Source organism: Salipiger sp. ABF4_146 (assembly GCF_056161345.1).
Map to the genome: position 1 here is coordinate 159,128 of NZ_JBSWYX010000003.1, position 21,583 is coordinate 180,710.

General features: G+C 68.3%; 18 protein-coding genes. 11 read left to right on the forward strand and 7 right to left on the reverse strand.

The genetic code is table 11. The features are described from left to right. Positions 1-77: 77 nt before the first annotated feature. Both ACXAJT_RS06140 and ACXAJT_RS06145 read left to right on the forward strand, forming a co-directional pair. On the forward strand, positions 78-704 hold the full coding sequence (locus ACXAJT_RS06140) for a DUF1523 family protein (RefSeq protein ID WP_475233857.1): 627 nt from the start codon (positions 78-80) through the stop codon (positions 702-704). Between the two features lie 94 nt (positions 705-798). Further along, complete coding sequence (locus tag ACXAJT_RS06145; RefSeq protein ID WP_475233858.1) at positions 799-1,224, forward strand: DUF805 domain-containing protein; 426 nt, start codon at positions 799-801, stop codon at positions 1,222-1,224. 51 nt (positions 1,225-1,275) lie between these two features. On the opposite strand, the gene ACXAJT_RS06150 is transcribed toward ACXAJT_RS06145, so the two are convergent. From ACXAJT_RS06150 to ACXAJT_RS06170, 5 genes are all read right to left on the reverse strand, one after another. After that, positions 1,276-2,226 carry a nuclear transport factor 2 family protein gene (locus ACXAJT_RS06150; protein WP_475233859.1) on the reverse strand — a complete coding sequence of 317 codons (951 nt, stop codon included), beginning with the start codon at positions 2,224-2,226 and terminating at the stop codon, positions 1,276-1,278. A gap of 2 nt (positions 2,227-2,228) precedes the next feature. Next, on the reverse strand, positions 2,229-3,122 hold the full coding sequence (locus ACXAJT_RS06155; RefSeq protein ID WP_475233860.1) for a dimethyl sulfoxide reductase anchor subunit family protein: 894 nt from the start codon (positions 3,120-3,122) through the stop codon (positions 2,229-2,231). 2 nt (positions 3,123-3,124) lie between these two features. Next, positions 3,125-3,874 (reverse strand): 4Fe-4S dicluster domain-containing protein, encoded by a 750-nt coding sequence (locus tag ACXAJT_RS06160; protein ID WP_475233861.1) that lies wholly within the window; start codon positions 3,872-3,874, stop codon positions 3,125-3,127. An 82-nt stretch (positions 3,875-3,956) separates the two neighbouring features. Continuing rightward, a complete protein-coding gene (locus tag ACXAJT_RS06165; protein WP_475233862.1) occupies positions 3,957-6,743 on the reverse strand; it encodes a molybdopterin-dependent oxidoreductase in 2,787 nt (928 codons plus the stop codon). Between the two features lie 132 nt (positions 6,744-6,875). Then, positions 6,876-8,096, reverse strand: a complete 1,221-nt coding sequence (locus ACXAJT_RS06170) for a glycosyltransferase family 4 protein (RefSeq protein WP_475233863.1) — start codon at positions 8,094-8,096, stop codon at positions 6,876-6,878. Positions 8,097-8,401: 305 nt separating this feature from the next. Between ACXAJT_RS06170 and ACXAJT_RS06175 the strand changes: the two genes are divergently transcribed. Both ACXAJT_RS06175 and ACXAJT_RS06180 read left to right on the forward strand, forming a co-directional pair. After that, a complete protein-coding gene (locus tag ACXAJT_RS06175; RefSeq protein WP_475233865.1) occupies positions 8,402-9,796 on the forward strand; it encodes a hypothetical protein in 1,395 nt (464 codons plus the stop codon). Between the two features lie 22 nt (positions 9,797-9,818). Continuing rightward, the gene (locus tag ACXAJT_RS06180) at positions 9,819-11,114 is read left to right on the forward strand and encodes a glycosyltransferase family 4 protein (RefSeq protein ID WP_475233867.1); all 1,296 of its coding nucleotides are present in this window, start codon (positions 9,819-9,821) and stop codon (positions 11,112-11,114) included. Here ACXAJT_RS06180 and ACXAJT_RS06185 read toward each other — a convergent pair. Further along, entirely contained in the window at positions 11,026-11,613 is a 588-nt protein-coding gene (locus tag ACXAJT_RS06185; protein WP_475233868.1) for a serine O-acetyltransferase, read from the reverse strand. The two genes, ACXAJT_RS06180 and ACXAJT_RS06185, sit on opposite strands and share 89 nt — an antisense overlap. Positions 11,614-11,818: 205 nt before the next feature. On the opposite strand from ACXAJT_RS06185, the gene ACXAJT_RS06190 reads away from it, so the two are divergent. The 3 genes from ACXAJT_RS06190 to ACXAJT_RS06200 are packed head-to-tail and all read left to right on the forward strand — an operon-like array spanning position 11,819 to position 16,238. Continuing rightward, positions 11,819-13,903, forward strand: coding sequence for an acyltransferase family protein (locus tag ACXAJT_RS06190; protein ID WP_475233870.1), 2,085 nt, complete (start codon positions 11,819-11,821; stop codon positions 13,901-13,903). Next, the gene (locus ACXAJT_RS06195) at positions 13,900-15,468 is read left to right on the forward strand and encodes a GMC oxidoreductase (protein ID WP_475233873.1); all 1,569 of its coding nucleotides are present in this window, start codon (positions 13,900-13,902) and stop codon (positions 15,466-15,468) included. Before ACXAJT_RS06190 ends, ACXAJT_RS06195 begins: the two co-directional genes overlap by 4 nt. Beyond that, the gene (locus ACXAJT_RS06200; RefSeq protein WP_475233875.1) at positions 15,465-16,238 is read left to right on the forward strand and encodes an SDR family oxidoreductase; all 774 of its coding nucleotides are present in this window, start codon (positions 15,465-15,467) and stop codon (positions 16,236-16,238) included. The genes ACXAJT_RS06195 and ACXAJT_RS06200 overlap by 4 nt, the downstream gene beginning before the upstream one ends. On the opposite strand, the gene ACXAJT_RS06205 is transcribed toward ACXAJT_RS06200, so the two are convergent. Continuing rightward, positions 16,235-16,999 (reverse strand): WecB/TagA/CpsF family glycosyltransferase, encoded by a 765-nt coding sequence (locus ACXAJT_RS06205; RefSeq protein WP_475233877.1) that lies wholly within the window; start codon positions 16,997-16,999, stop codon positions 16,235-16,237. The two genes, ACXAJT_RS06200 and ACXAJT_RS06205, sit on opposite strands and share 4 nt — an antisense overlap. A 313-nt stretch (positions 17,000-17,312) precedes the next feature. Here ACXAJT_RS06205 and ACXAJT_RS06210 point away from each other — a divergent pair, with 313 nt between their 5' ends. Genes ACXAJT_RS06210 through ACXAJT_RS06225 form a run of 4 tightly spaced genes read left to right on the forward strand, consistent with a single transcriptional unit; the run spans position 17,313 to position 21,583 of the window. Then, on the forward strand, positions 17,313-18,440 hold the full coding sequence (locus tag ACXAJT_RS06210; protein WP_475233879.1) for a Gfo/Idh/MocA family protein: 1,128 nt from the start codon (positions 17,313-17,315) through the stop codon (positions 18,438-18,440). Position 18,441: 1 nt separating this feature from the next. After that, positions 18,442-19,422, forward strand: a complete 981-nt coding sequence (locus ACXAJT_RS06215; protein WP_475233880.1) for an NAD-dependent epimerase/dehydratase family protein — start codon at positions 18,442-18,444, stop codon at positions 19,420-19,422. Further along, positions 19,419-20,627: a glycosyltransferase gene (locus ACXAJT_RS06220; protein ID WP_475233882.1), complete on the forward strand. Its 1,209-nt coding sequence runs from the start codon at positions 19,419-19,421 to the stop codon at positions 20,625-20,627. The genes ACXAJT_RS06215 and ACXAJT_RS06220 overlap by 4 nt, the downstream gene beginning before the upstream one ends. Next, positions 20,624-21,583: a glycosyltransferase family 2 protein gene (locus ACXAJT_RS06225; RefSeq protein ID WP_475233884.1), complete on the forward strand. Its 960-nt coding sequence runs from the start codon at positions 20,624-20,626 to the stop codon at positions 21,581-21,583. Before ACXAJT_RS06220 ends, ACXAJT_RS06225 begins: the two co-directional genes overlap by 4 nt.

Genomic DNA, 21,583 nt, shown 5'->3' on the forward strand with positions numbered 1-21,583 from the left:
GAGGGGAAGGGCATGCCGCCCCGTCGACCCCGATCGCCCCCGGTCGCACCCAAGCCGCAGTCATCAGGAGAGCCCCCGTGACCTATGTGAAATGGACCTTCATCGTGCTCTTCTGGGTGCTTGTCGGGGCGTTCCTGCATTACACGCTGCCGCAGCACGACATCGCGCGGATCACCGACACCTACGAGCGCCGCGAAACCCCCGGCACCTTCAACCGCTGGTTCTGGAATCAGGCCGGCAGCGACAGCGCCGCCGCCACCGGCGGGCGCGACGTGTTCTTCATCCAGACCCGGCTGGCCAGCGACGAGGTGATGGTCTACCGCAACGAGGACACTAGCTGGGGCTGGCCGCCCTATTTCAAGTTCGACACCTCGAACCTGCAGGCCGAAGCCAACGAGTTGCGCTCGGGCGCCGCCGAGCCGCAATGGGTGGCGATCAAACATTACGGCTGGCGCAGCGAGGTGCTGTCGATCTACCCCAACGCGGTGAAGATCCGGCCCGTTGACGGGCCGGACGTGCGCATTATCCCGTGGACCAATATCATCATCCTGACGCTGCTGGCGGCGATCACATGGGCGGTCTGGGTGCGCTGGCGGCGCTTCCGCCGCGCCCGCATTGATCCGGCGCTGGAAGAGATGGGCGACAATCTCGACGAGGCGGGCGGGCGTATCCGTGGTTTCTTCGGCGGCAAGAAGAAGCGCTGAGGCGGAGCCGCGCCTTATTGCGCTGTTGGACCTGCGGGCATGGAGCCCTATCCTGCCGGTGACGTGACAATCGACATCACAAGGAGGTCCCGCCGTGGGGTTCACCGACGCCGTCAAAGCCTGCCTGCGCAAATATGTGACCTTCTCGGGGCGCGCACCGCGATCCGAGTTTTGGTGGTTCGCGCTCTTCGTCTATGGCGGCGGGCTGCTGCTCGGGCTGCTCGACCTCACGCTGTTTGGCCAGACCACCACGGTCAGCACCGAAACCACCACTGCCGTATCGTCGCAGACGCAATTCGCACCCTTCTCGTCGATTTTCGGGCTGGTGGTGCTGCTGCCCTATATCTCGGTCACCGTGCGACGGCTGCATGACACCGACCGGAGCGGCTGGTGGTACTGGCTGGCGCTGATCCCGCTGATAGGGATCATCATCCTGATCGTCTGGCTCGCGGCGAAAGGCACCCCGGGACGCAACCGCTTTGGCGAGGACCCGCTGGGCGGCACCGCGCCGCCGGTCTGATCGGCTGAGCCGGGCCACCAGACGTCCCGCAGCGCGGTGGTGATCTCGGGCTCAGAAATTCCCCGTTGCGCGCAATATCTGCGCCCAGACACCGGGCACGTCATAAAGCGTCCATTCCCGGCGCAGCCCGTCGGGGCCGAACTCGGTCTGCGTCATGCCGAGAATGTCGACCGGCGCCCCGGTGGGCGCGCCAAAAGCGCCATGACCGTCATGCGTGCCACGAAGCGACCATCGCAGGCAGGCGCGCGGCGGCGTCAGCGGGTCCTCGGCGCCGAGCGCATGCTGAACTTCGAAGCGGGCCGACGGGAAGGCGGCGCGCAACCCCAGCCAGAAGGCTTCGGCCTCGCGCGGACCGCAGCCGATCGCGCCGCCGGGCAGGAACAATTCCGCCGCCGGGTCGTAGTGCTGCGAAAGCGCCGCCAGTTCACCGTCCATCACCCGCTCCAGAAGCGCGGCAAGCGCCCCGCCCCATGCGTCCTGATTGCCGGTCCCGGCAAATCGCGGCGGGCAGATCTCGCGCGGCGCGGCGTCGAGCCGCCAGCGCGCGCCGTCCAGCACATCCATCCCGATCTGGCGCAGAATCGCCGCCTCGTCACGCAGCACCCATTGCTCGCGCAGTTGCCCCGCGACGCAGTGGCGTTCCATCATCTGGGTGAACGCAAGCGGCCTCTGCGTTGGCGCACCATAGAGCCCCGCGCCATTGTGCAGAGCGGTGACATGAAACCGCTCGGCCGAGACGAAACCGGTCTGCGCGGTGACCTGCCAGACCCGCTCTTCGGGCAGCAGCCGCGTGTCGCTCAGCGCGGCACCGCGCGCCGCCAGATCGGCGCCGAGCTCTTCGGGACCGGTCAGCGCGCCCATGCCATCATGCGAGAGGACCTCGGGCGCAAGATGTTCGGCAAGACGGTCGAGCCGCCGGGTTTCGTCGAGATCGCGGGTCAGCCCGGCAAGATAGCTGGCCAGATCCGGCCAGCGCGCATCGAACCCGGCGAGAAACGGCACACTCAACGACTCCCGTAGTAGAGGCCCACCACATGTTCGGCCTCTGCAAAAAACAACCACCGCGAGACAAGCACGCCCGCCACGTGCGAGACAAGAGAAATGAGGCCGACAAGGTGCAGCAGCGGCCCCGAAAGGGCCGCAAGCAGCATGGCGAGCAGCAGCAGCGCCGGCAGCGCCACCGCCAGCAGCAGCGCCAGACCCCGCAGTTTCCGGGCGTGGCGGCGGGCGACCACGAAGACCATTTCGCGCATAAGGTAGTTGCTGCCGCTGTGCGGCGGGAACAGCGCCCGCGGCGCGCCCTGCCCGCCGAGGCCGGTGGCGCTGGCCAGCGTGCTGCCACTGCGGGCAAAGCGCCTGTCGCCGTCGATCCAGACCCAGATCTGCAGCGCGCCAGTGAGGGTCAGCAAAACCAGCGCCGCGCTCACCCGCCCCGACAACAGCGCCCCGCCAGCCAGCGCGTAGACCACAAACAGCGCCGGCGTGGAGCGGTGGTGCCAGCGCGGGACGGATGCAAGCTGCGCATAGATCATCGCGGTGCAGCCGACCGTGCCCAGCGCGGCCAGCGCCGCCAGCCAGCCCAGCGGCAGAAACGGCGTCCCGACGAGCAAGGTCAGCCCGTAGCTGCCCCCCAGCAGCAGCGTCACGACCGCCGCCCAAGCCTCGCGCGAGAGCCAACTGCTGCGCCATTGACTGAACGCCTTGAGCGCGCGCTCGCGGCGCTTGAGATGGAACGCCGAGGCCGCCAGCCCGGCGAGCGTCAGCGTAACGGCAATGCCGAGGAAGGCGAAGGCGGTCCAGCCCGTGGGCGGCGACAGATCGATGCCGAGCCAGAACAGCAGTCCCAGCCCAAGGCCCGAGAGCGTGGTGAAGAGCACAAGCGAGGGCGCCGGATGCATTCTCAGAGCCTCGCGAGCGTGCGGTCGATCCAGCCGAGCAGGCCCCGCGGCTCTTCGGCCACCGGGGCGAGGAACGGCGCAAGCACGTCCACCTCGCCCTGCCACGCATCGCGCGGGCGGGGCGGCAGGTAGCGGTTGACCGGCTTAGTGCCCTGTTCAGGCATAAGCTCGAGCCCGCCGCGCTCCTGCACCAGCAGGCTGACGGCGCTTTCCGGGTCTGCGAGATCGCCAAAGTGCCGCGCCCCGGCCGGACAGGTGCGCACGCAGGCGGGTTCGCGATCTTCTTCCGGCAAGGTGTCGTTGTAGATGCGGTCGACGCAGAGGGTGCATTTCTTCATCACGCCCTCAGCCAAATCCATCTCGCGCGCGCCATAGGGGCAGGCCCATGCGCAGAGCCCGCAACCGATGCAATCGCTTTCGTTGACCAGCACGATGCCGTCCTCGACCCGTTTGTAGCTCGCCCCCGTCGGGCAGACGGTGACGCAGGGCGCATCGGCGCAATGCAGGCAGGACTTGGGAAAATGCACCAGCTGCGCCGGACCGCTCTCTGGCATCACCTCGTAGCTGTGCACCCGGTTGAGGAAGGTACCGGAGGGATCGGCGCCATAGGGGTCCTGATCCGACAGCGGGCTGGGCTGGCTTTCGGTGTTCCAGCCCTTGCAGGCCACCACGCAGGCATGACAGCCGACGCAGGTATCAAGGTCGATGACGAGGCCAAGTTGCCTGTGCGTGTGGTCGGGGTGGTCTGTCATGGTCTGGCGTTTCGTCTTGGTGGCGGGCGAAGGACCGGGGCGCTGCCCCGGACCCCGGGATATTTGCGTCTAGACGAAGCGCCTAGGCAGGCCGGCAGAGCGGCGGGAAGGCGGGTTGCGCCTCGGGCGGTGGGGCGACTCTTTCCAGCCGCACACGCAGATCGAACCATGCCGCCTGCCCGGTGACCGGATCGGAGTTGGACCAGCGATGGCCATCGCCGCGCTCCGGGAGAAGCTCGGGGATCAGGTGGTTGAGCAGGAAGGCGCGCGTGGCCTCGGGGGCCGCGGGGTCGAGGCCCCATGCGCCCTTGCGCTTCCCGATGGCGTTCCATGTCCAGACCACGCCGGTGCTCTGCGCCTCCATGCGGGCGGCGGGCACGGTGATCTCGCCATGGCTGGAGATGACCCGGACCCAGTCGCCTTCGGCCAGCCCAAGCGCGCGCCACCAGACGCCGGGCACATAAAGCGGGTTCACGGCGTGGATCTGCCGCAGCCACGCATTCTGACCGCCCCAGCTGTGATACATCGCCATGGGGCGCTGGGTGATCGCATGCAGCGGATAGTCGGCCGGGTCTTCGAAAGGCGCGGCGGCCGGCGCGCGCCATGTCGGCAACGGCTCCATCGCTTCGGCGACCTGCTCCCGCAAATGCTCTGGTGGCTGGTGCGGGCCCTGCCCCTCGGCGGCGCGCTGGAAACGGCGCAACGGCTCGGACCAAAGCTGCACCAGCGCGGCCGACGGGGCGTCGAGCAGACCGGTCGCCACCGCCCAGTCCTGATAGGCGCGGTTCCAGGGCTTGTAATAGGCTGCCTCGGGCGGCACCGGGATGCCGTGCACGCCGCCCTGCGCGATATAGCTGTCAAGCTGCGCCGCGTTGGGGGTGCCGCGCCCGTCCTGCAGCCCGCGTGGCCCCATGCGGAACCCGGCCAGCGGGCCGATGCCGGGCTTGCGCTCGTGGTTGGTGATGTAGTCGGCGTGATCGGCATAGACCGGCGCGCCATCTTTCGACATCCCCGGCAGACCAAGCCGGGCGCCGAGGTCCAGAAGCACCGATTGGAACGGCCGCACGTCGCGGTCCGGAGCCACCACCGGCCAGCGGATCGCATCGGCGGCCATGTCGGGCTCGGATACCGGACGGTCGAGCAGCGAGATGCAGTCGTGCCGTTCGAGGTAGGTCGTGTCGGGCAGGATCAGATCGGCATAGGCGACCATCTCGGAATTGTAGGCATCCGAGTAGATGATGTGCGGGATGAGATAATTGCCGTCCTCATCCTCCGCCGTGAGCATCTGCATGGTGCCGGCGGTGTTCATCGCCGAGTTCCATGCCATGTTCGACATATACAAGAACAGCGTGTCGATGCGGTAGGGATCGCCCGCGACAGCATTGGCGATGACCATATGCATCATGCCGTGCACCGCCAGTGGTGCCTCCCAGCTGAACGCCTTGTCGATGCGCAGGGGCGCACCCGCCGCGTCCACGGCCAAATCCTCGGGGCCAAGCGGGTAGCCCAGCGGCGGACCTTCCAGCGGCTGACCGGGGCGGGACTGCGCGTGCGGCCTGGGGTGCGCCTCGGGCGGTTTCGGATAGGGCGGTTTGAAGCGGAAGCTGCCCGGTGTCTCGACCGCGCCGAGCAGGCTTTGCAGCAGGTGCAGGGCGCGGCAGGTCTGAAAGCCGTTGGAATGGGCCGAGATGCCGCGCATGGCGTGCACGGCCACCGGACGGCCCGGCATACTGCGATGCGCGCGGCCCCGGAAGTCCGTCCACGGCCGGTCAAGCTCCACCGGCGCCTCGAAGGCCACCCGCGCCAGTTCGGCGGCGAGCCAGCGGATGCGCGCGACAGGCAGGCCGCAGCGCTCGGCAACCGCCTCGGGCGCGTAATCCGGCACCATGTAGCGCGCGGCGATCATCTGCATCACCGAGCGATGGGTGATCCCGGCGCGGCGCAGGTGACCGGTCAGCTTGGGCTCCACGCCCTCGCCATCCCACGGCGCGGGGCGACCGCTGCGCACGTCGATGACCTGCATCCGGCCCTCGGCGTCGCGCAGGAACAGACCGTAGCTTTCGGATTTCGGATCACAATCGATCAGCACCGGCGCGTTGGTGAAATGCGCAAGAAACTGCAGGTCGATGCGCCCGGCGCGCAAAAGCTCATGCACCAGCGACAGGATCAGCAGCCCGTCGGTGCCGGGGGTGATGCCGACCCACTCGTCGGCGATGGCGCTGTAGCCCGAGCGCACGGGGTTGATGGAAACCACCTTGGCGCCGCGCGCCTTGAGCCGCGACAGCCCCATCTTGATCGGGTTGCTATCGTGGTCCTCTGCCACGCCGAAAAGCAGCAGCAGCTTGGCGTGGTCCCAATCGGGGCTGCCGAATTCCCAGAAGCTGCCACCGAGGGTGTAAATGCCCGCCGCCGCCATATTGACCGAGCAAAAGCCCCCATGGGCGGCGTAGTTGGGCGTGCCGAACTGCTGCGCCCACCAACTGGTGAGGCTCTGCGACTGGTCGCGCCCGGTGAAGAAGGCAAGCTTTTCGGGGGCGGTCTCACGCAATGGCTTCAGCCAGCCAACCGCGGTGGTCAGCGCCTCTTCCCAGGTGATCTCTTTGAACGTGCCCGAGCCGCGCGGACCGGTGCGGCGCAGCGGCGCGCGCAGCCGGGCGGGTGAGGTGACCTGCTTCAGCCCCGCCGCGCCCTTGGCGCAAAGCACACCTCGGTTCAGCGGATGGTCGCGGTTGCCTTCGATGTAGACCGGCGCGCCGTTCTTGAGGTGTACGTCAATCCCGCAGCGGCAGGCGCACATATAGCAGGTCGTCTTGCGGATCTCGTCGGAGATCTGCGGCGAGGTGTCGAGCTGCGGTGCCGTCTGCGCCATGCGGGTCCAAGCTGCGGGTGCGATGCAATGTATGACCCGACGCTAGGGCACGGGCCCCTGTCCTGACCAGAACTTTCCCGATCACCGATCCGCAACCGGCGGGGCGGCGCCCGCCATCTCGACCCCACGCCTTCAGCCTATGGCCAGCGGCGTCTCGCGCTCCTGCGAGGACGCGATCTGCGCAGCGCCCTGCCGGCGCGCCACATGCGCCTGCAACAGCCCTGCGACCCGCGCCCCCCACGCATCCCAGTTCAAACGCTCTTCATACTCGGCGCGGGTGGTGCGGACGAGATCGGCGTAGCGGCCCGGTGCATCAAGGCAGGCGAGGACCTGCGCGGCGAAAGCCTCCGACCCGCTGCCCGGCGCCAGGGCAAAGCCGTTGATCCCGTCGCGCACCGGCACGCCACCGATGCGTAGGCACAGCGAGGGCACGCCATGCGCCGAGGCCTCGCAAAAGGCGAAGCCGTAGCTTTCAAAGCTCGGCATCACCACGAAATGCGCGCGCGCATAGAGCGTTTGGAACAGCGAAGCCTGCTCGGGCACCGACTTGTCGAGCTGCGGGTGCACCTCCACATGCGGCGGGGCGCTGCCCTCGGGCGGCACGCAGCCGATCACCGTCAGCCGCGCATCAATCCCGCGGGCCCGCAGCAGCGCCGTCACTTCCAGCGCCAGCGGGCCGCCCTTGGCCCACCAGTTGCGTCCGACCAGCAGCAGATGCACCGGTTTCGAGGGAGAAATCGCGCGCGGAGCAGGTGGCGGCGGCGGCGCGATATTGGCCCCCCACGGCACAAGCTGCGCCTTCTCCGCGGGCAGATCATAGCGCGCCTGCGCCGCGTCCATCAGCCATTGCGACGGCCACAGCAGCAGGTCGGCGCGGCGGAACACCTCGGCCTCGGCGCGCTCGACCCAGGTGTCGAAGAGGCGCCCGCCGGGGATCAGCCCCGGGTGGGCCTGCCCGATTTCCGAGGCGCGATAGACGCTGTGCGTGGCATCCGATGTATAGGCGACGGTGAGCGGATAAGGCAGCCGCAGCCCCATCAGCGTCTGAAAGGCATAGGCCCCGAAAAGCACATCGAACCGCTCACGCCGCAGCGCCGCCTCGAGGTTGCGCGCCACCACCCGCGCCAGCGCCATCTGCGCCCGCCAGCGCAGCCGCAGGCTCAGCGCGTCGGGCGTGCGCAGGATGGCCCGGCGCAGCGGCTCGGCAGTGCCCCAGCCGGTCGGCAGGATGGTGACCTCGCCCGCGTGTTTGCACAAGGCATCGTAAATGCGCGCGTTGCCCCCGGAATAGAGGTTCCGGTCCAGCGGCGAGAAGTCACTCAGATAGGCGATTTTGAGAGCGCGTTGGGCCATGGGTCACGTTCTACTCTTCAACCGGAACTCCCCCCATTCCTGTGCGGACAATCGGGCGCTGCCGTGGCCCGATGCGAACAATGCGGTGGCGTTTCGGGGAATTAAGCACGCTAAGACACCGCAAAACACCTCTGCCCGCCCACGCTGCGCCATGATTGTGCCAATTCTGCCAGCTAGACAGGGGACAGGCCCGGCGGCAGGCGACAGCCCTGCGCGCGGCTGCTATTATCCTTCGACGGTCCGGCGGCGTGAGGGGCTGGCCGGTTCTGTTCAGAGTAAGCGTTTCACGAGCATCGCACCCCGGTATGCCCAACCCTTTTGCCTTTCTGATGCTGGCGCTCTGGCCGATCGTGACGATCGTGCTGTTCCGCCGCATGGCCCCCGACCGGGCGCTGATCGTCGCATTGCTGGCGGGCTATCTGATCCTGCCCGAACCGCCCGCGATCTTCGATCTACCGATGTTCCCGCCACTGACCAAGCACAACGTCCCGGCGCTGGCGGCCTTTGCCTACTGCCTCTGGCGCTATGGCATGCCCGGCGGACTGCTGCCGCACTCGCTGCCGGGAAAGATCCTGCTGGTCACCTATGTTCTCTCACCGCTGATGACCGTGATGACCAACGCCGAGCCGGTGTACTTCGGTCAGATCGGCCTGCCCGGCCTTGGGATCAAGGACGCGGTGGCGCTGGTGCTGCAGCAGACGATGATCGTGCTGCCCTTCCTGCTGGCGCGACAATTTCTGGCGCAGGGCGGCTCACAACGGCGGCTGCTGGTGGCGCTGATCTGGGGCGGACTGGCCTATACGCTGCCGATGCTGATCGAGATGCGCATGTCGCCGCAGCTCAACAACTGGATTTACGGCTACTACCAGCACCTGTTTTCGCAGTCGGTGCGCGCCGATGGCTACCGCCCGGTGGTGTTTCTGTATCATGGCCTCTGGGTCGCCTTTTTCCTGATGACCGCCACCGTCTCGGCCTGGGCGCTGTGGCGGACAGAGCGCAAGGGCCGGATGCTGATCGTCGCCCTGTGGCTGACGCTGATCCTCGTGCTGGCGAAATCTCTGGGCGCGCTGATCTTTGCCGTGGTGCTGATCCCCGCGGTTCTGTTGCTCAGCCGCATGGGGCAGATTCGTGTGGCCATCCTGATCGGTATGGTGGCGATCACCTACCCGGTGATGAAGGGCACCCATCTGATCCCCGAACAGCAATTGCTGGAACAGATCGCCAAGATCGATCAGGAGCGCGCCTACTCGCTTCACTTCCGCTTCGAAAACGAGAACACGCTGCTCGACCGGGCCTACGAAAAACCGGTGTTCGGCTGGGGGAGCTGGGGGCGCAACCATATCCTTGATCCGGTCAGCGGCAACATCCTGACAGTGACCGACGGGCGCTGGATCATCGTCATCGGGGTTTATGGCTGGGTCGGTTTCCTGGCCGAGTTCGGCCTGATCCTGCTACCGCTGATCCTGCTCTGGCGCGAAAGCACCGCCGCCAATAAAGACGTCATCTCGCCGTTCATCGCGCCGCTGTCGCTGCTGCTGGCGATCAACCTGTCGGACATGGTGCCCAACGCCACGCTCACCCCGCTGACATGGCTCGTCGCCGGCGCGCTCACCGGATATGCCGAGGCACTGCGCGAGGGGCGGCTGAAACGCAGCGCCGCCGCAGGCGCGAAATCGCTGCGCTGGCAATCCATCCTCTGACCTGATGCCGCGGACCGCTTCGATGCCCACCTCTCGAAAACCCCGTGTCCTCGCCATCGCCGAGGCCGCGAACCCCGAATGGGTCAGCGTGCCGTTGGTTGGCTGGTCGCTGGCCGATGCGCTGCGCGAGGTCGCCGAGGTTCATCTGGTCACCCAAGTGCGCAACCGCGGCGCGTTGCTGCGCGCCGGGCTAACCGAGGGCGCGCAGTTCACCGCGATCGATTCCGAGGCTTTCGCCCGCCCGATGTGGAAACTGGCCGAGGCGCTGCGCATGGGCGAGGGCAAGGGCTGGACCATGGTGCAGGCGATCAACGCCCTGAGCTATCCGTGGTTCGAGCGGCTGGTCTGGCAGCGCTTCGGCGCCGAGATCACGGCGGGCGACTGGGACATCGTGCACCGCATCACCCCGCTCAGCCCCACCACCGCCTCGCCGCTGGCCGGGCGCTGTGCCGGGGCGGGCGTGCCCTTTGTGCTCGGTCCACTCAACGGCGGCGTGCCGTGGCCCAAGGGCTTCGACGCCGAGCGGCGGCGCGAGCGCGAATGGCTCAGCTACCTGCGCGGCGCCTACAAGCTGATGCCCGGGCGCGGCGCCACGCTGCGCCATGCCAGCGCGATCCTCGCCGGATCGCGCCACACCGCCTCGGAGGTGCCTGCGCGCCACGCCGGCAAACTGGTCTACTTGCCGGAAAACGCCATAGACCCGCACCGCTTCAACAAGCGCGCCGCGCCTGCGCCGGGCCCGCTGCGCGCCGCCTTCGTCGGGCGGCTGGTGCCTTACAAGGGGCCAGACATGCTGCTCGACGCCGCCGCGCCGCTGCTGCGCGATGGGCGTATGGTGCTGGAGATGATCGGCGACGGGCCGATGCGCGCGGCGCTCGAGGCACAGGCGGCAAAACTGGGCATCGCCCATGCGGTCAGCTTCCACGGCTGGCTCGATCATCACGCGGTGCAGGACGTGCTCTGCCGCTGCCACCTGCTGCCGTTCCCGTCGATCCGCGAGTTCGGCGGCGGTGTGGTGCTTGAGGCGATGGCGCTGGGGGTGGTGCCGATGGTGGTCGACTATGCCGGGCCCGGCGAGTTGGTCACGCCCGGCACCGGCATCAAGCTGCCCTGCGAGGATCGGGCCGGGATCATCTCTGGCTTCGCGGCGGCCTTGCAGCGGCTGGCCGATGACCCCTCGGGGCTGCCCGCCATGGCCTCGGCGGCACAGGCGCGTGTGGCGCAAACCTTCACATGGAGCCAGAAGGCACGGCAGATCTCTCAGGTTTACGATTGGGTTCTGCGCGGCTCTCCGGGGACCCCGCCGGACCTGCTGTGATGGCCTCCGGCTGCCAAGAGATGATCCGCGCCGGAACCCCGGCGACCACCGCGCCAGCCGGCACATCGCGGGTGACCACCGCATTGGCCCCGATCACCGCGTGATCGCCCACCATCAGTGGCCCGATGAGCTTGGCCCCTGCGCCCACATCCACATGCCCGCCCAGCGTGACCCGTCCGGCCAACGTGACCTGATGGAACAGCAGGCAATTGACCCCGATCACCGCGTCGGAATGCACCACGATGCCCTGCGGGTGCGGCATCCTCAGACCGCCGCCGATATGCGTGCCCAGATGAATCTCGCATTGCGTCACCACCGACCAGAGCCGATGCACCAGCACCCAGTATTTCGATGCCAAACTGCCAAGAACCCCGCCGCGGTCCCGCGCAGCGGCATAGCGCCGGATGGCGCGCAGCAGTCTGGGGCCCGGATCCCAGATGCCGCGACACGCTTCGCGCCTCCAGTCCGGCACCCGCGCCGATACCGTTTCGTCTGCCATAACCACCGTCTCCACGCATACCGCACCGGCCCTTGCGGCCAGCCGATATTCTTGCCCTCGCCTCGTAGTTTCGCAACACTTATGAGGCTAGGATGCCCCGAGCAGCCTTTTCCTTTGTAGCCCGGACGGTGCCGCCGCTATAGTCGGCGCTGTGCCCATGCGGGGGTGTGAGGCGAGTATGTCATTGTCGAGACCCGGTTTTCTCATGCCCAAACCCGCCCCTCCTAGCAATGCCCCGCCGTCCCGCAAGGGCGCGCCGCTGCACTCCCCGATGCCCTACCGCCCCGATATCGACGGCCTGCGCGCCGTCGCGGTGCTGGCGGTGGTGCTCTATCATTTCGGCATGCCATGGCTCGGCGGAGGCTTCACTGGCGTCGACGTCTTCTTCGTGATCTCCGGCTTCCTGATCGGCGGCATCCTCTGGCGCCAATACGACGCCGAGGGGCACATCCGCCTCGGTGCGTTCTATCTGCGCCGCTTCCGCCGCCTCGCCCCGGCGTTCTTCGCCATGGTGCTGACCACCGCAGCGTTCGGCGCCGCGCTGCTTCTGCCTTTCGAGTTCCGCGAGTTCGGCAAGTCGCTGATCGCCGCCACGGCCTATCTGTCGAATGTGCTGTTCTACAAACAGGCGGGCTATTTCGACATCGCCGCCGAGATGAAGCCGCTGCTGCACACGTGGTCGCTGGCGGTCGAAGAGCAGTTCTACCTCTTCCTGCCGTTGCTGATCGCGCTGCTTGCGCGCCACCGCCAGATGCTGCTGATGGCGCTGGTGGCGATCTGGGGCGCGTCTTTGGTCTCGTCGATCCTTGCCACCCCCAGCCAGCCCGGCGCGACCTTCTACCTGTTTCCATTCCGCGCGTGGGAGCTTTTGTCGGGTGTGCTGCTGGCGATTTGGGGGCTGGAGACCGGGCGCGTCTGGCGCGGCCGTCCGGTGCTCAGCTGGGCCGGGCTGGTGCTGATCCTGGCGAGTATCACCCTAACCCCGGCGGGGCCATTGTTTCCGGGGCTGCTCGCCCTGCCTCCGGTGCTGGGCACGGTGCTGCTGATCGCCAATGGCACCGGCGCAAACCCCGTCAACCGGGCGCTGTCGCACCCGCTGGCGCTGTTCTTCGGGCGCATCTCCTATTCGCTCTATCTCTGGCACTGGCCGGTGGTCACGCTTTCGCTCTATCTGCGCGGCACCTACAGCGGCCCGCTCGAGGCGGCGGCATGGATGGCGTTGTCGGTTCTGCTGGCGTGGCTGTCGTGGCGGTTCATCGAAACCCCCTTCCGCCGCGCCCGGTTCTCGGCGCTCCAGCTCTTCGGCGGCACCGCGCTGGCCTCGGCAGCAACGCTCGCGGTCGGCGGCTGGCTCTACCTCGGCGATGGGCTCGCCGGGCGCTTCGGCCCCTCTGTGCGCACGCATATCTCTGCCTCGGCTGATTTCCTGCAGGACTGGAGCCGCTGCACCACGCCCGACAGCGGCCCGCTGATGGGCATCGAAACCTGCCCGATCGGCCCCGAAGGCGCGCCGCAGGTGCTGGTTTGGGGCGACAGCCATGTCCGCGCCTTCAAAGAGGGGCTCGACCTCGCCGCACATGAGGCCGGGGTGCCCGGAATGATCATCTGGCGCGCCGGCTGCCCGCCACTCTTCGACCTGCGCAAAAGCGAGAGCTCCGCGCCACCCTCGCAGGACCATGCCTGCACCCAAGCCAACCTACAGATCCGTCAGGCCCTGCCCGCGCTCGACAGCCTGCAGCGCATCACACTGATCGGGCGCTGGACCTATTACGCGCATGGCACGGGGATCGGACTCGACGCCGGCAACAGCGTCCTGCTCGCCCCGACCGACGCGCCCACCCCGGCGCAGGTGCCGCAGGCCAGCATCCTTGCCGATGCGGTCAGCGCAAGCGTGGCCGAACTGCGCCGACATGTGCCCGAGGTGGTGGCGCTGCGCCAGCCGCCCGAAATCCCGGCCTACGACAGTCGCCTTGCCGCGCGCGAGGCCGCGCATGCAGGCTGGCCGCTGGCCAAGGCTCCGGTCACCTCGCCCGATGTGGCGCGCGGCGCGCTGGCGCAGCGCACCGCCGAGGCCGAGGCGCCGTGGCGCGCCTTGGCGGGCAGCGGCGCGATCCAATGGATCGACACATGGCCGCGGTTCTGCGACGCCGAGGCCTGCCACGCGCTCCACAATGGGCAGGGCGGTCGGCAGGGCTGGTATTTCGACAACAACCACCTGACCAACACCGCCGCCCGCGCCCTGCGCGATCTCTACGGTCCGATCTTCGGCACCAAGGTGGCCGGGCTGTGAGCCATCCGCTGACCGAAACCACCTGGGACGCCATCGTCATCGGCACCGGCATGGGTGGCGGCACGCTGGGCCGCGCGCTGGCCGAGGCGGGCCAGAAGGTGCTGTTTGTCGAACGCGGCCCCGCCGGGCAGCGCAGCGCCCGCAACGGGCTGTCCGAGGTCTTTGTGCCCGAGGCGCGGCTGGCGCGCGGGCTCTGGCCGGACCCGCTGCACGCCACGGTGGACGGCGTGGAAAGCTGCTTCTACGCGCCACTCGGCGCCGGGCCCGGGGGCAGTTCGGTGTTCTACGCGGCAACACTGGAACGACCCGAACGCCACGATCTGGACGATACACCCGGCCTGCCCCACCCGGCGGGCGGCTGGCCTGTCGGCTTCGATGCGATGCGCCCGTGGTACGATCGGGCCGCCGCGCTTTATCACCTGCATGGCACCCCCGACCCGCTGTCTACGGAACCGCCCTTGCCGCTGCAGGCCCCACCGCCGTTCACCGCCACGGAAACGGCGCTGATGCAGGCGCTGCAGGGCGCCGGGCTGCACCCCTACCACGCACACACCGCCATCGCGCGCACCGCCGGTTGCCTCAACTGCCTTGGCAGCAAGTGCCCGCGCCTATGCAAAATGGATGGCCGCTCGGCCGGGGTAGAACCAGCGCTTGCGACCGGCAATGCAACGCTGCTGGACCGCGCCGAGGTGACCCGGCTGCTGGGATCGGGCGAGCTGATCTCGGGCATCGAAGTCCGCCGGGATGGCGAGACGCATGTGTTCCGCGCCCACACCTACGTGCTGGCCGCCGGGGCGCTCAACTCGCCGCGGCTGCTGCTCGCCTCGGCCTCCGAGGCATGGCCCGACGGCGCGGCCAATGGCTCGGGCCTCGTGGGGCGTAATCTGATGTTCCACCTCAACGAGATGTTCGCGCTCTGGCCGCCGCGCGGCACCCCGGATGCGGGCGCCACAAAGGCCATCTCGCTGCGCGATCTCTACCACGCCGAGGGCACACGCATGGGCACCGTGCAGGCCATGGGCATCCGCGCCTCTTATGGCGAGATCGCCTTTTACCTCAACCGGATGCTGGCCCGCTCGAAGCTCCGGCACCTGCCCGGCGCGGCGCAGCTGACCCGGCTGCCCGCCGCCGTGGCGGCCAAGGTTTTCGGACACGCGCAGATCTTCGTCGGTCTGCTCGAAGACCTGCCCTACGAAGAAAACCGCGTCACCTTTGATCCGGCGCAGCCGCAGCGCCTGTCGGTGGAATACCAGCTGCATCCCGAACTGCTCCGGCGCCGCCGGGCCTTTCGCCGCGCCCTCTGGCGTGCCCTCAAAGGCCAACGCCGCGCCTTTCTCGGGCTGTCACCCGAGCTGAACTATGGCCACCCCTCGGGCACCCTGCGCTTTGGCACCGACCCGGCCCATGCGGTGCTGAACCCCGAGTGCCGCGCCCACGGGCTGCGCAATCTAAGGGTGGCCGATGCCTCCTTCATGCCCAGTTCGATGGGGGTGAACCCCTCTCTGACCATCGCCGCCAACGCCCTGCGGGTGGCCGACTCGATCCTCAAGGAAGACCGCAGATGACCCAGCTTCGCCCCTCCGACGGGATCGCCGTGGTGACCGGTGCCGGCTCCGGGCTCGGCCGCGCCATGGCTATCGAACTGACCCGCCGCGGCTTCACCGTCGCGGGACTTGGCCGCCGCCGCGCCGCGCTCGAGGAAACCCGCGCCCGCGCCGAGACCGGACGCTTCCTCCTCTTCGCCTGCGACGTTGCGGACCCGGCGCAGGTCGCCGACAGCTTTGTCCGCATCCGCGCCGAACTGGGCCCGGTCGCGCTGCTGATCAACAACGCCGCCAGCTATCCGCGACGCGATTTCCTCGACGAAAGCGCGGCCAGCTTCATGGAGACCGTCGGGGTCAACCTCGGCGGCACCGTGGCCTGCAGCCACGCCGCGCTGCAAGATATGGTCGATCGCGGACGCGGGCGCATCCTCAACGTGGCCACCTTCGCCGATCTGGCGCCCCTGCCCGCGGCCTCGGCCTATTCCGTCTCCAAAGGGGCCGCGCGCATCTTCACCCGCGCGCTGATCGCCGATCTTGCCGATCGCTTTCCCGACATCGTTATCGGCGACTGGATGCCCGGCATGCTGAACACGGCGATGGGGATTGAGGACGGTCTTGCACCGGAGCAGGCGGCACGCTGGGGGGTGGCACTGGCGCTGGACGCCGACCCGACGCTCACCGGCGCCGTGTTCGAGATGGACCGCGAAGTGCTGCCGCCGCGCGGCATGAAGGGCAAACTTAAAGACGCGCTGCGCCTGCGCCGCCGCCGCCCGCGGCGGATCTCGGCCTAGGCCTGCTTGGAGAACAGCCGCAAGAGCAGCGAGCGCAGCGTCTGCCCCGGTACGATGGCAAGGCAGCGCAGGTACCGCAGGCCCAACCGCCGCGGATTGTTCACCGCGCGCCACAGCCATTCCAGCGCCAGTTGCCGGGTCCATTCCGGCGCCCTTGGCTGGGTTCCGGCAAAGAAATCCAAGCCCGCACCGATCCCGGCAAAGCCCACGCGCGGTGCCAGCCGCCGCCCGGCAGCGCCAAAGATTTCCTGCTTCGGCGCCCCCAATGCGACAAAGCACAGTCCGGCGCCCGAGTTGGTGATCTCTTGGAACAGCGCCTCAGCCTCCGGCCCCTCGGGATCGAAGCCCATGGACGGCGAGATTGTCGCGACCACGCTAAGATCGCGCACCTCGCGCTCGAGGTAGCTTTTGGCCCGCGACAGCGCCGCGGGCGTGCTGCCCACAAGCGCCACGCCGACCCCCATGCGCGCGGCGATCCGCGCCAGCGGCAGGATCGCGTCGGAGCCGGGTATAAGCTCGACCGGGCGCCCCGCCAGCCGCGACATCCAGACGATCGGATGGCCATCGGCCACAACAAAATCCTGCGCCGCATAGGCAGCACGAAACGGCGCCGAAGCGCGCAGTTTCACCAAGTGGTCGAGATTGATCGTGGCCAATGCGAACCCCTGACGCTGGGCGAGCCTTTCGGTCACCCGCGCCTGAAGCGCGGCCCAGGTCGGCACGTTGACCGCCACCCGGTATCCGGCAATCTTGAAGTCCATGCGCGGATCCATCGGCGCGTCACATCCCCTTTGGCCCCGGCGCGAACCCTGCCGCAACGGCGCAGATGATCCTAGTTATGCGCGGCGATTTGAGCATAACCGTGGCGCTCTTGCCGCACCCGTCGATCAATTGCAGACAAATCCACACAAACCAGCGAAGACACCTGCAACACGCCGAATTTCGGTCAAATTTCTCTGATCAATGCCCCATAGGTCGCTTTGATGATCCGTAACCAGGTTGCCGAATGATGCTGTTTCCCATGCCGCGCCCCGCGCAATGCGCCGGTGCGCCCCGCCGCTTGGCAGGGTGCAGATGACGGGACAGATCGCGCTTCTTGGCTGTGGCTTCGTGGCCGACCTCTACATGCGCTCGTTGCAGGCGATGACCGGCATCACCGTGCATTCCGTGCACGACCGCGACGCCGCCCGCCTGACGCAGTTCTGCGGACATTGGACACTGACTGCAGAGCCCGATCTCGACCGCTTCATCGGTGCCTTGCCGACCGGCTGTATCGTGCTCAACCTGGCCAACCCGTCAGAACATTACGCGCTGAACCGCAGGCTGCTGGAGGCCGGGCATCACGTTTATTGCGAAAAGCCCCTCGCTCTGCAGATGGATCAGGCGCGAGCGCTGCATGCGCTGGCGGCAGAGCGCGGCGTGATGCTGGCCTCGGCTCCCTGCTCGGTGCTGGGCGAAGCCGCGCAAACATTGGGCCACGCGCTGCGCAAAGGCACGGCGGGCACACCCCGCGCCATCTATGCTGAACTGGACGACGGCTTTATCCCGCAGGCGCCCTACAAGGGCTGGACCAGTGAAAGCGGTGCGCCTTGGCCCGCCGAAGATGAATTCCGCACCGGCTGCACGCTTGAACACGCGGGCTACTACCTGACGTGGCTGATCGGCTGGTTCGGTTCGGTCCGCAAGGTTGTCGCCGCCTCTGCCGAAGTGCTGCCCGACAAGCAGGGTCTTGGCGCCAGCGCGCCCGATCTTTCGGTGGCCACGCTGTTCTTCGACAATGGCCCGGTCACCCGCCTGACCTGCTCGATCGTCGCCAGCCATGACCACGGCATCCGCATCTTTGGCGACCGCGGCGTGCTGAGCTGCGGTGCCTCTTGGGACAATGCCGCGAAGGTGAAATTCGCCAAACGCAGCGTGCTGCGTCGGCGGCTGGTGGAGAACCCGTTTCCACGCCGCATCCGGCTGAAGCAGCCGACCCACCCCAAGGTGAAACGCTGGGGCGCGGCGGCGATGAACTTCATGCTCGGCCCGGCCGAGATGCTGGAGGCGCTGCACGAAGACCGCCCCTGCCGCCTCTCTGCCGATTTCGCGCTGCATCTGACCGAGGTGACGCTGGCCATCCAGAACGCCGGCGAAGACGCAGGCGTGCAGCACATGACCACGCGCTGCGCGCCGCTGGACCCGATGCCATGGGCAAAATGAGATGACCGAGACGCCCACCGTCCCCCGCATCCTGCTGACCGGCGCCACCGGCTTCGTTGGGCGCGCGGTGCTGGCCGAGGCCCGCGCGCAGGGCCTTGAGGTGGTCGCGGTTCTGCGCGCCGACCCGCCAGAGGACTGGGCGCAGATGAAGGGCGTCACGCCGTGCCGGGCCGATCTGTCGGACCCCGCCTGCGTGCCCAAGCTGCGCGCCGCCGCCGAAGGTTGCAGCGCGGTGATCCATGCCGCCGCGCATCTTGGCGGCGATACCGACGCGGTAGAGACGGCCACCATCGACGGCACCCGGCATCTGCTGCAGGCGCTGGACGGGCTGCCGCTGCATCTGGTGCTGGTGAGTTCGATCGCCGTCTACGACACCGCGCGGCTCTCTCCCGGCGATGCGGTGACCGAAGCCACTGCGCTTGAAACGCCCGGCTCCGCCCGCGATGCCTATGTCACCGGCAAGCTGGCGCAGGAGGCGCTCTGCCGTGCATCTGCCCTGCCGCTGTGGATCCTGCGCCCCGGCGCGATCTTCGGCGCGGGTCGGACGTGGAACGCCCATCTCGGCCCGGCGCTCGGGCCGCTGCTAATCCGCGTCGGCACCAAGGGCGAGCTGCCGCTGGCCCACGTCGGCCATGTGGCCAAGCGGCTGCTGCAGGCGGCGCGCCGCGCGCCCGATCAGGTGCAGCTGCTGAACCTCGTCGATCCCGATCGTCCCGACCGCACCCGCTTTCTGCGGGCCCATGCGGGTGCGGGCTGGCCGAAGCTGACGCTGCCCCTGCCTTGGCCACTCTGGCTGGCGGCGGCACGGGGGCTTTCTCCGCTGGGAACACATCTGCCGGGGCTGCTGCGCGTTGCCCCGCTAAAGGCGCGGATGATGCCCCTGCGCTACCCCGATCGCACCCTGATCTCGGCGCTCGGCCCGCTGCCGCAGCCCCGGTTCGAGACGCTGATGGCCCGCGCGCTGCAGGAGGATCGCGAATGAGTCTTCCCAAACTGGCCTATCTCACCGGCGAATACCCGCGCGCCTCGGACACCTTCATCCAACGCGAAGTGGCGGCGCTGCGCAGCATGGGTCACGAGGTGCTGACCTGCTCGATCCGCACCACCGGCGCCGAGCATCTGGTCGGCCCCGAGCAACGCGCCGAACACGCCGCCACCTTCAAAGTTCTGGACGCCTGCAAGGCACCGCTGCGGCTGCTGCGCGCGCACGCGCGCTGGCTGCGCCACCCGGCGCGTTATCTGCGCGCGCTGGCGCTGGCGTGGCGGACGGCACCGAAGGGGCTCAGGGGCCGCGCCTACAATCTGATCTACTTCGCCGAAGCCGCCGTGCTGGCCGACCATCTGGCCGAGTCCGGCGTGCAGCATCTGCACAACCACATCGCCAAAGCCTCCTGTACCGTTGCGATGCTCGCCTCCGAACTGTCGGGCATTCCCTACAGCTTCACCATCCACGGCCCTGACATCTTCTTCGAACCGCAGCACTGGCGGATCGACAAAAAGACCCGCCGCGCCCGCTTTGTCGCCTGCATCAGTGCCTTCTGCCGGTCGCAACTGATGTGCTTCGCCGACCGCGCCGACTGGCCCAAGCTGCACATTATTCACTGCGGCATCGAGCCGGCGCGCTATGCGCCAGCGGCGCAGGACGGCCAGACCTTGCTGTTCGTTGGTCGCCTCGCTGCGGTGAAGGGCGTGCCGGTGCTGCTGCGCGCGATGGCCGATCTGGCGCCCCGCCACCCCAACCTGCGCCTGCGGCTGATCGGCGACGGGCCGGAGCGCGCCGCACTCGAAGCGAAGGCCGCCGAACTGGGGCTTTCGGAGCGCATCGACTTCCTCGGCTACCGCTCGCAGGCCGAAGTGGCCGAGGCGCTCAGCGCGGCCGACATCTTTGTGCTGCCCAGCTTCGCCGAGGGCGTGCCAGTTGTGCTGATGGAGGCGATGGCGGCGCAAGTGCCGGTGATCGCCTCGCGCATCGCCGGGGTGCCGGAACTGGTCGACCATGGCGCCAGCGGCCTGCTGGTGCCGCCGGGCGAGGCCGCCGCACTGGCCGCCGCGCTGGACAGCCTGCTGTCCGACCCGGACACGCGCCGCAGCATGGGCGCCGCCGGGCGTGCCAAGGTGATGGCCGAGTTCGACATCGATACCGAAGCCGCCAAGCTCTCGGCGCTCTTCAGCGAGGTCGCACCATGAGTGAGATCGACGTGGTTCTCATTGGCCGCAATGAGGGCACGCGGCTGGTGGCGGCGCTGGCCTCGGTGCAGGGACAGGCGCGACAGCTGGTCTATGTGGACAGTGGCTCAAGCGATGGCAGCGTCGAGGCCGCGCGCACCGCCGGGGCGCATGTCGTGCTGCTGGACCTCTCCACGCCCTTCACCGCCGCCCGCGCCCGCAACGCCGGTTTCGCCGCGCTGGACGTTCCGCAACTGGTGCAATTCATCGATGGCGACTGCGCGCTGGTGCCCGGCTACCTGCAGGCCGCCCGCGCGCATCTTCAGGCCAACCCGCAGACCGCCTTGGTCACCGGCTGGCGCTCGGAGGTGCACCGCGACGACAGCCTCTACAACCAGCTGTGCGATTTCGAATGGCGCCGTCCGGCGGGCGAGATCCGCGCCTGCGGCGGCGACATGATGGTGCGCGCCGAAGCGTTTCGAGAGGTCGGCGGGTTCGACCCCGAGGTGATCGCCGCCGAGGATGACGAGTTCTGCACCCGGCTGCGCAAGGCCGGATGGCTGCTCGAACGCATCCCGCACGAAATGACCCGGCACGACGCATCGATGCGCCACTTTTCGCAATGGTGGCGCCGCGCGGTGCGCACCGGCCACGGCTTTGCGCAAGTCGGCGATCTGCACCCCGAGTATTTCACCACCGAACGCCACCGCGCGCTGGTCTATGCGCTCGCCCTGCCGCTGCTGATCGTGCTCGGCTGTCTGGCGTTCTGGCCGCTGGCGCTGCTGGCGCTCGTCGCCTATCCGCTCAACTGGGCGCGCACGGCCCGTGGCCTGCGGCGCGAAGGGCTGACCGCCCCCGAAGCGCGGCGCCACGCGCTACTGCTCACCCTTTCGAAGTTCCCCAATCTCATCGGCATGGCCACCTACCACTGGCGGCGCCTGCGGCAGGCACCGATGCGCCTGATCGAGTACAAGTAA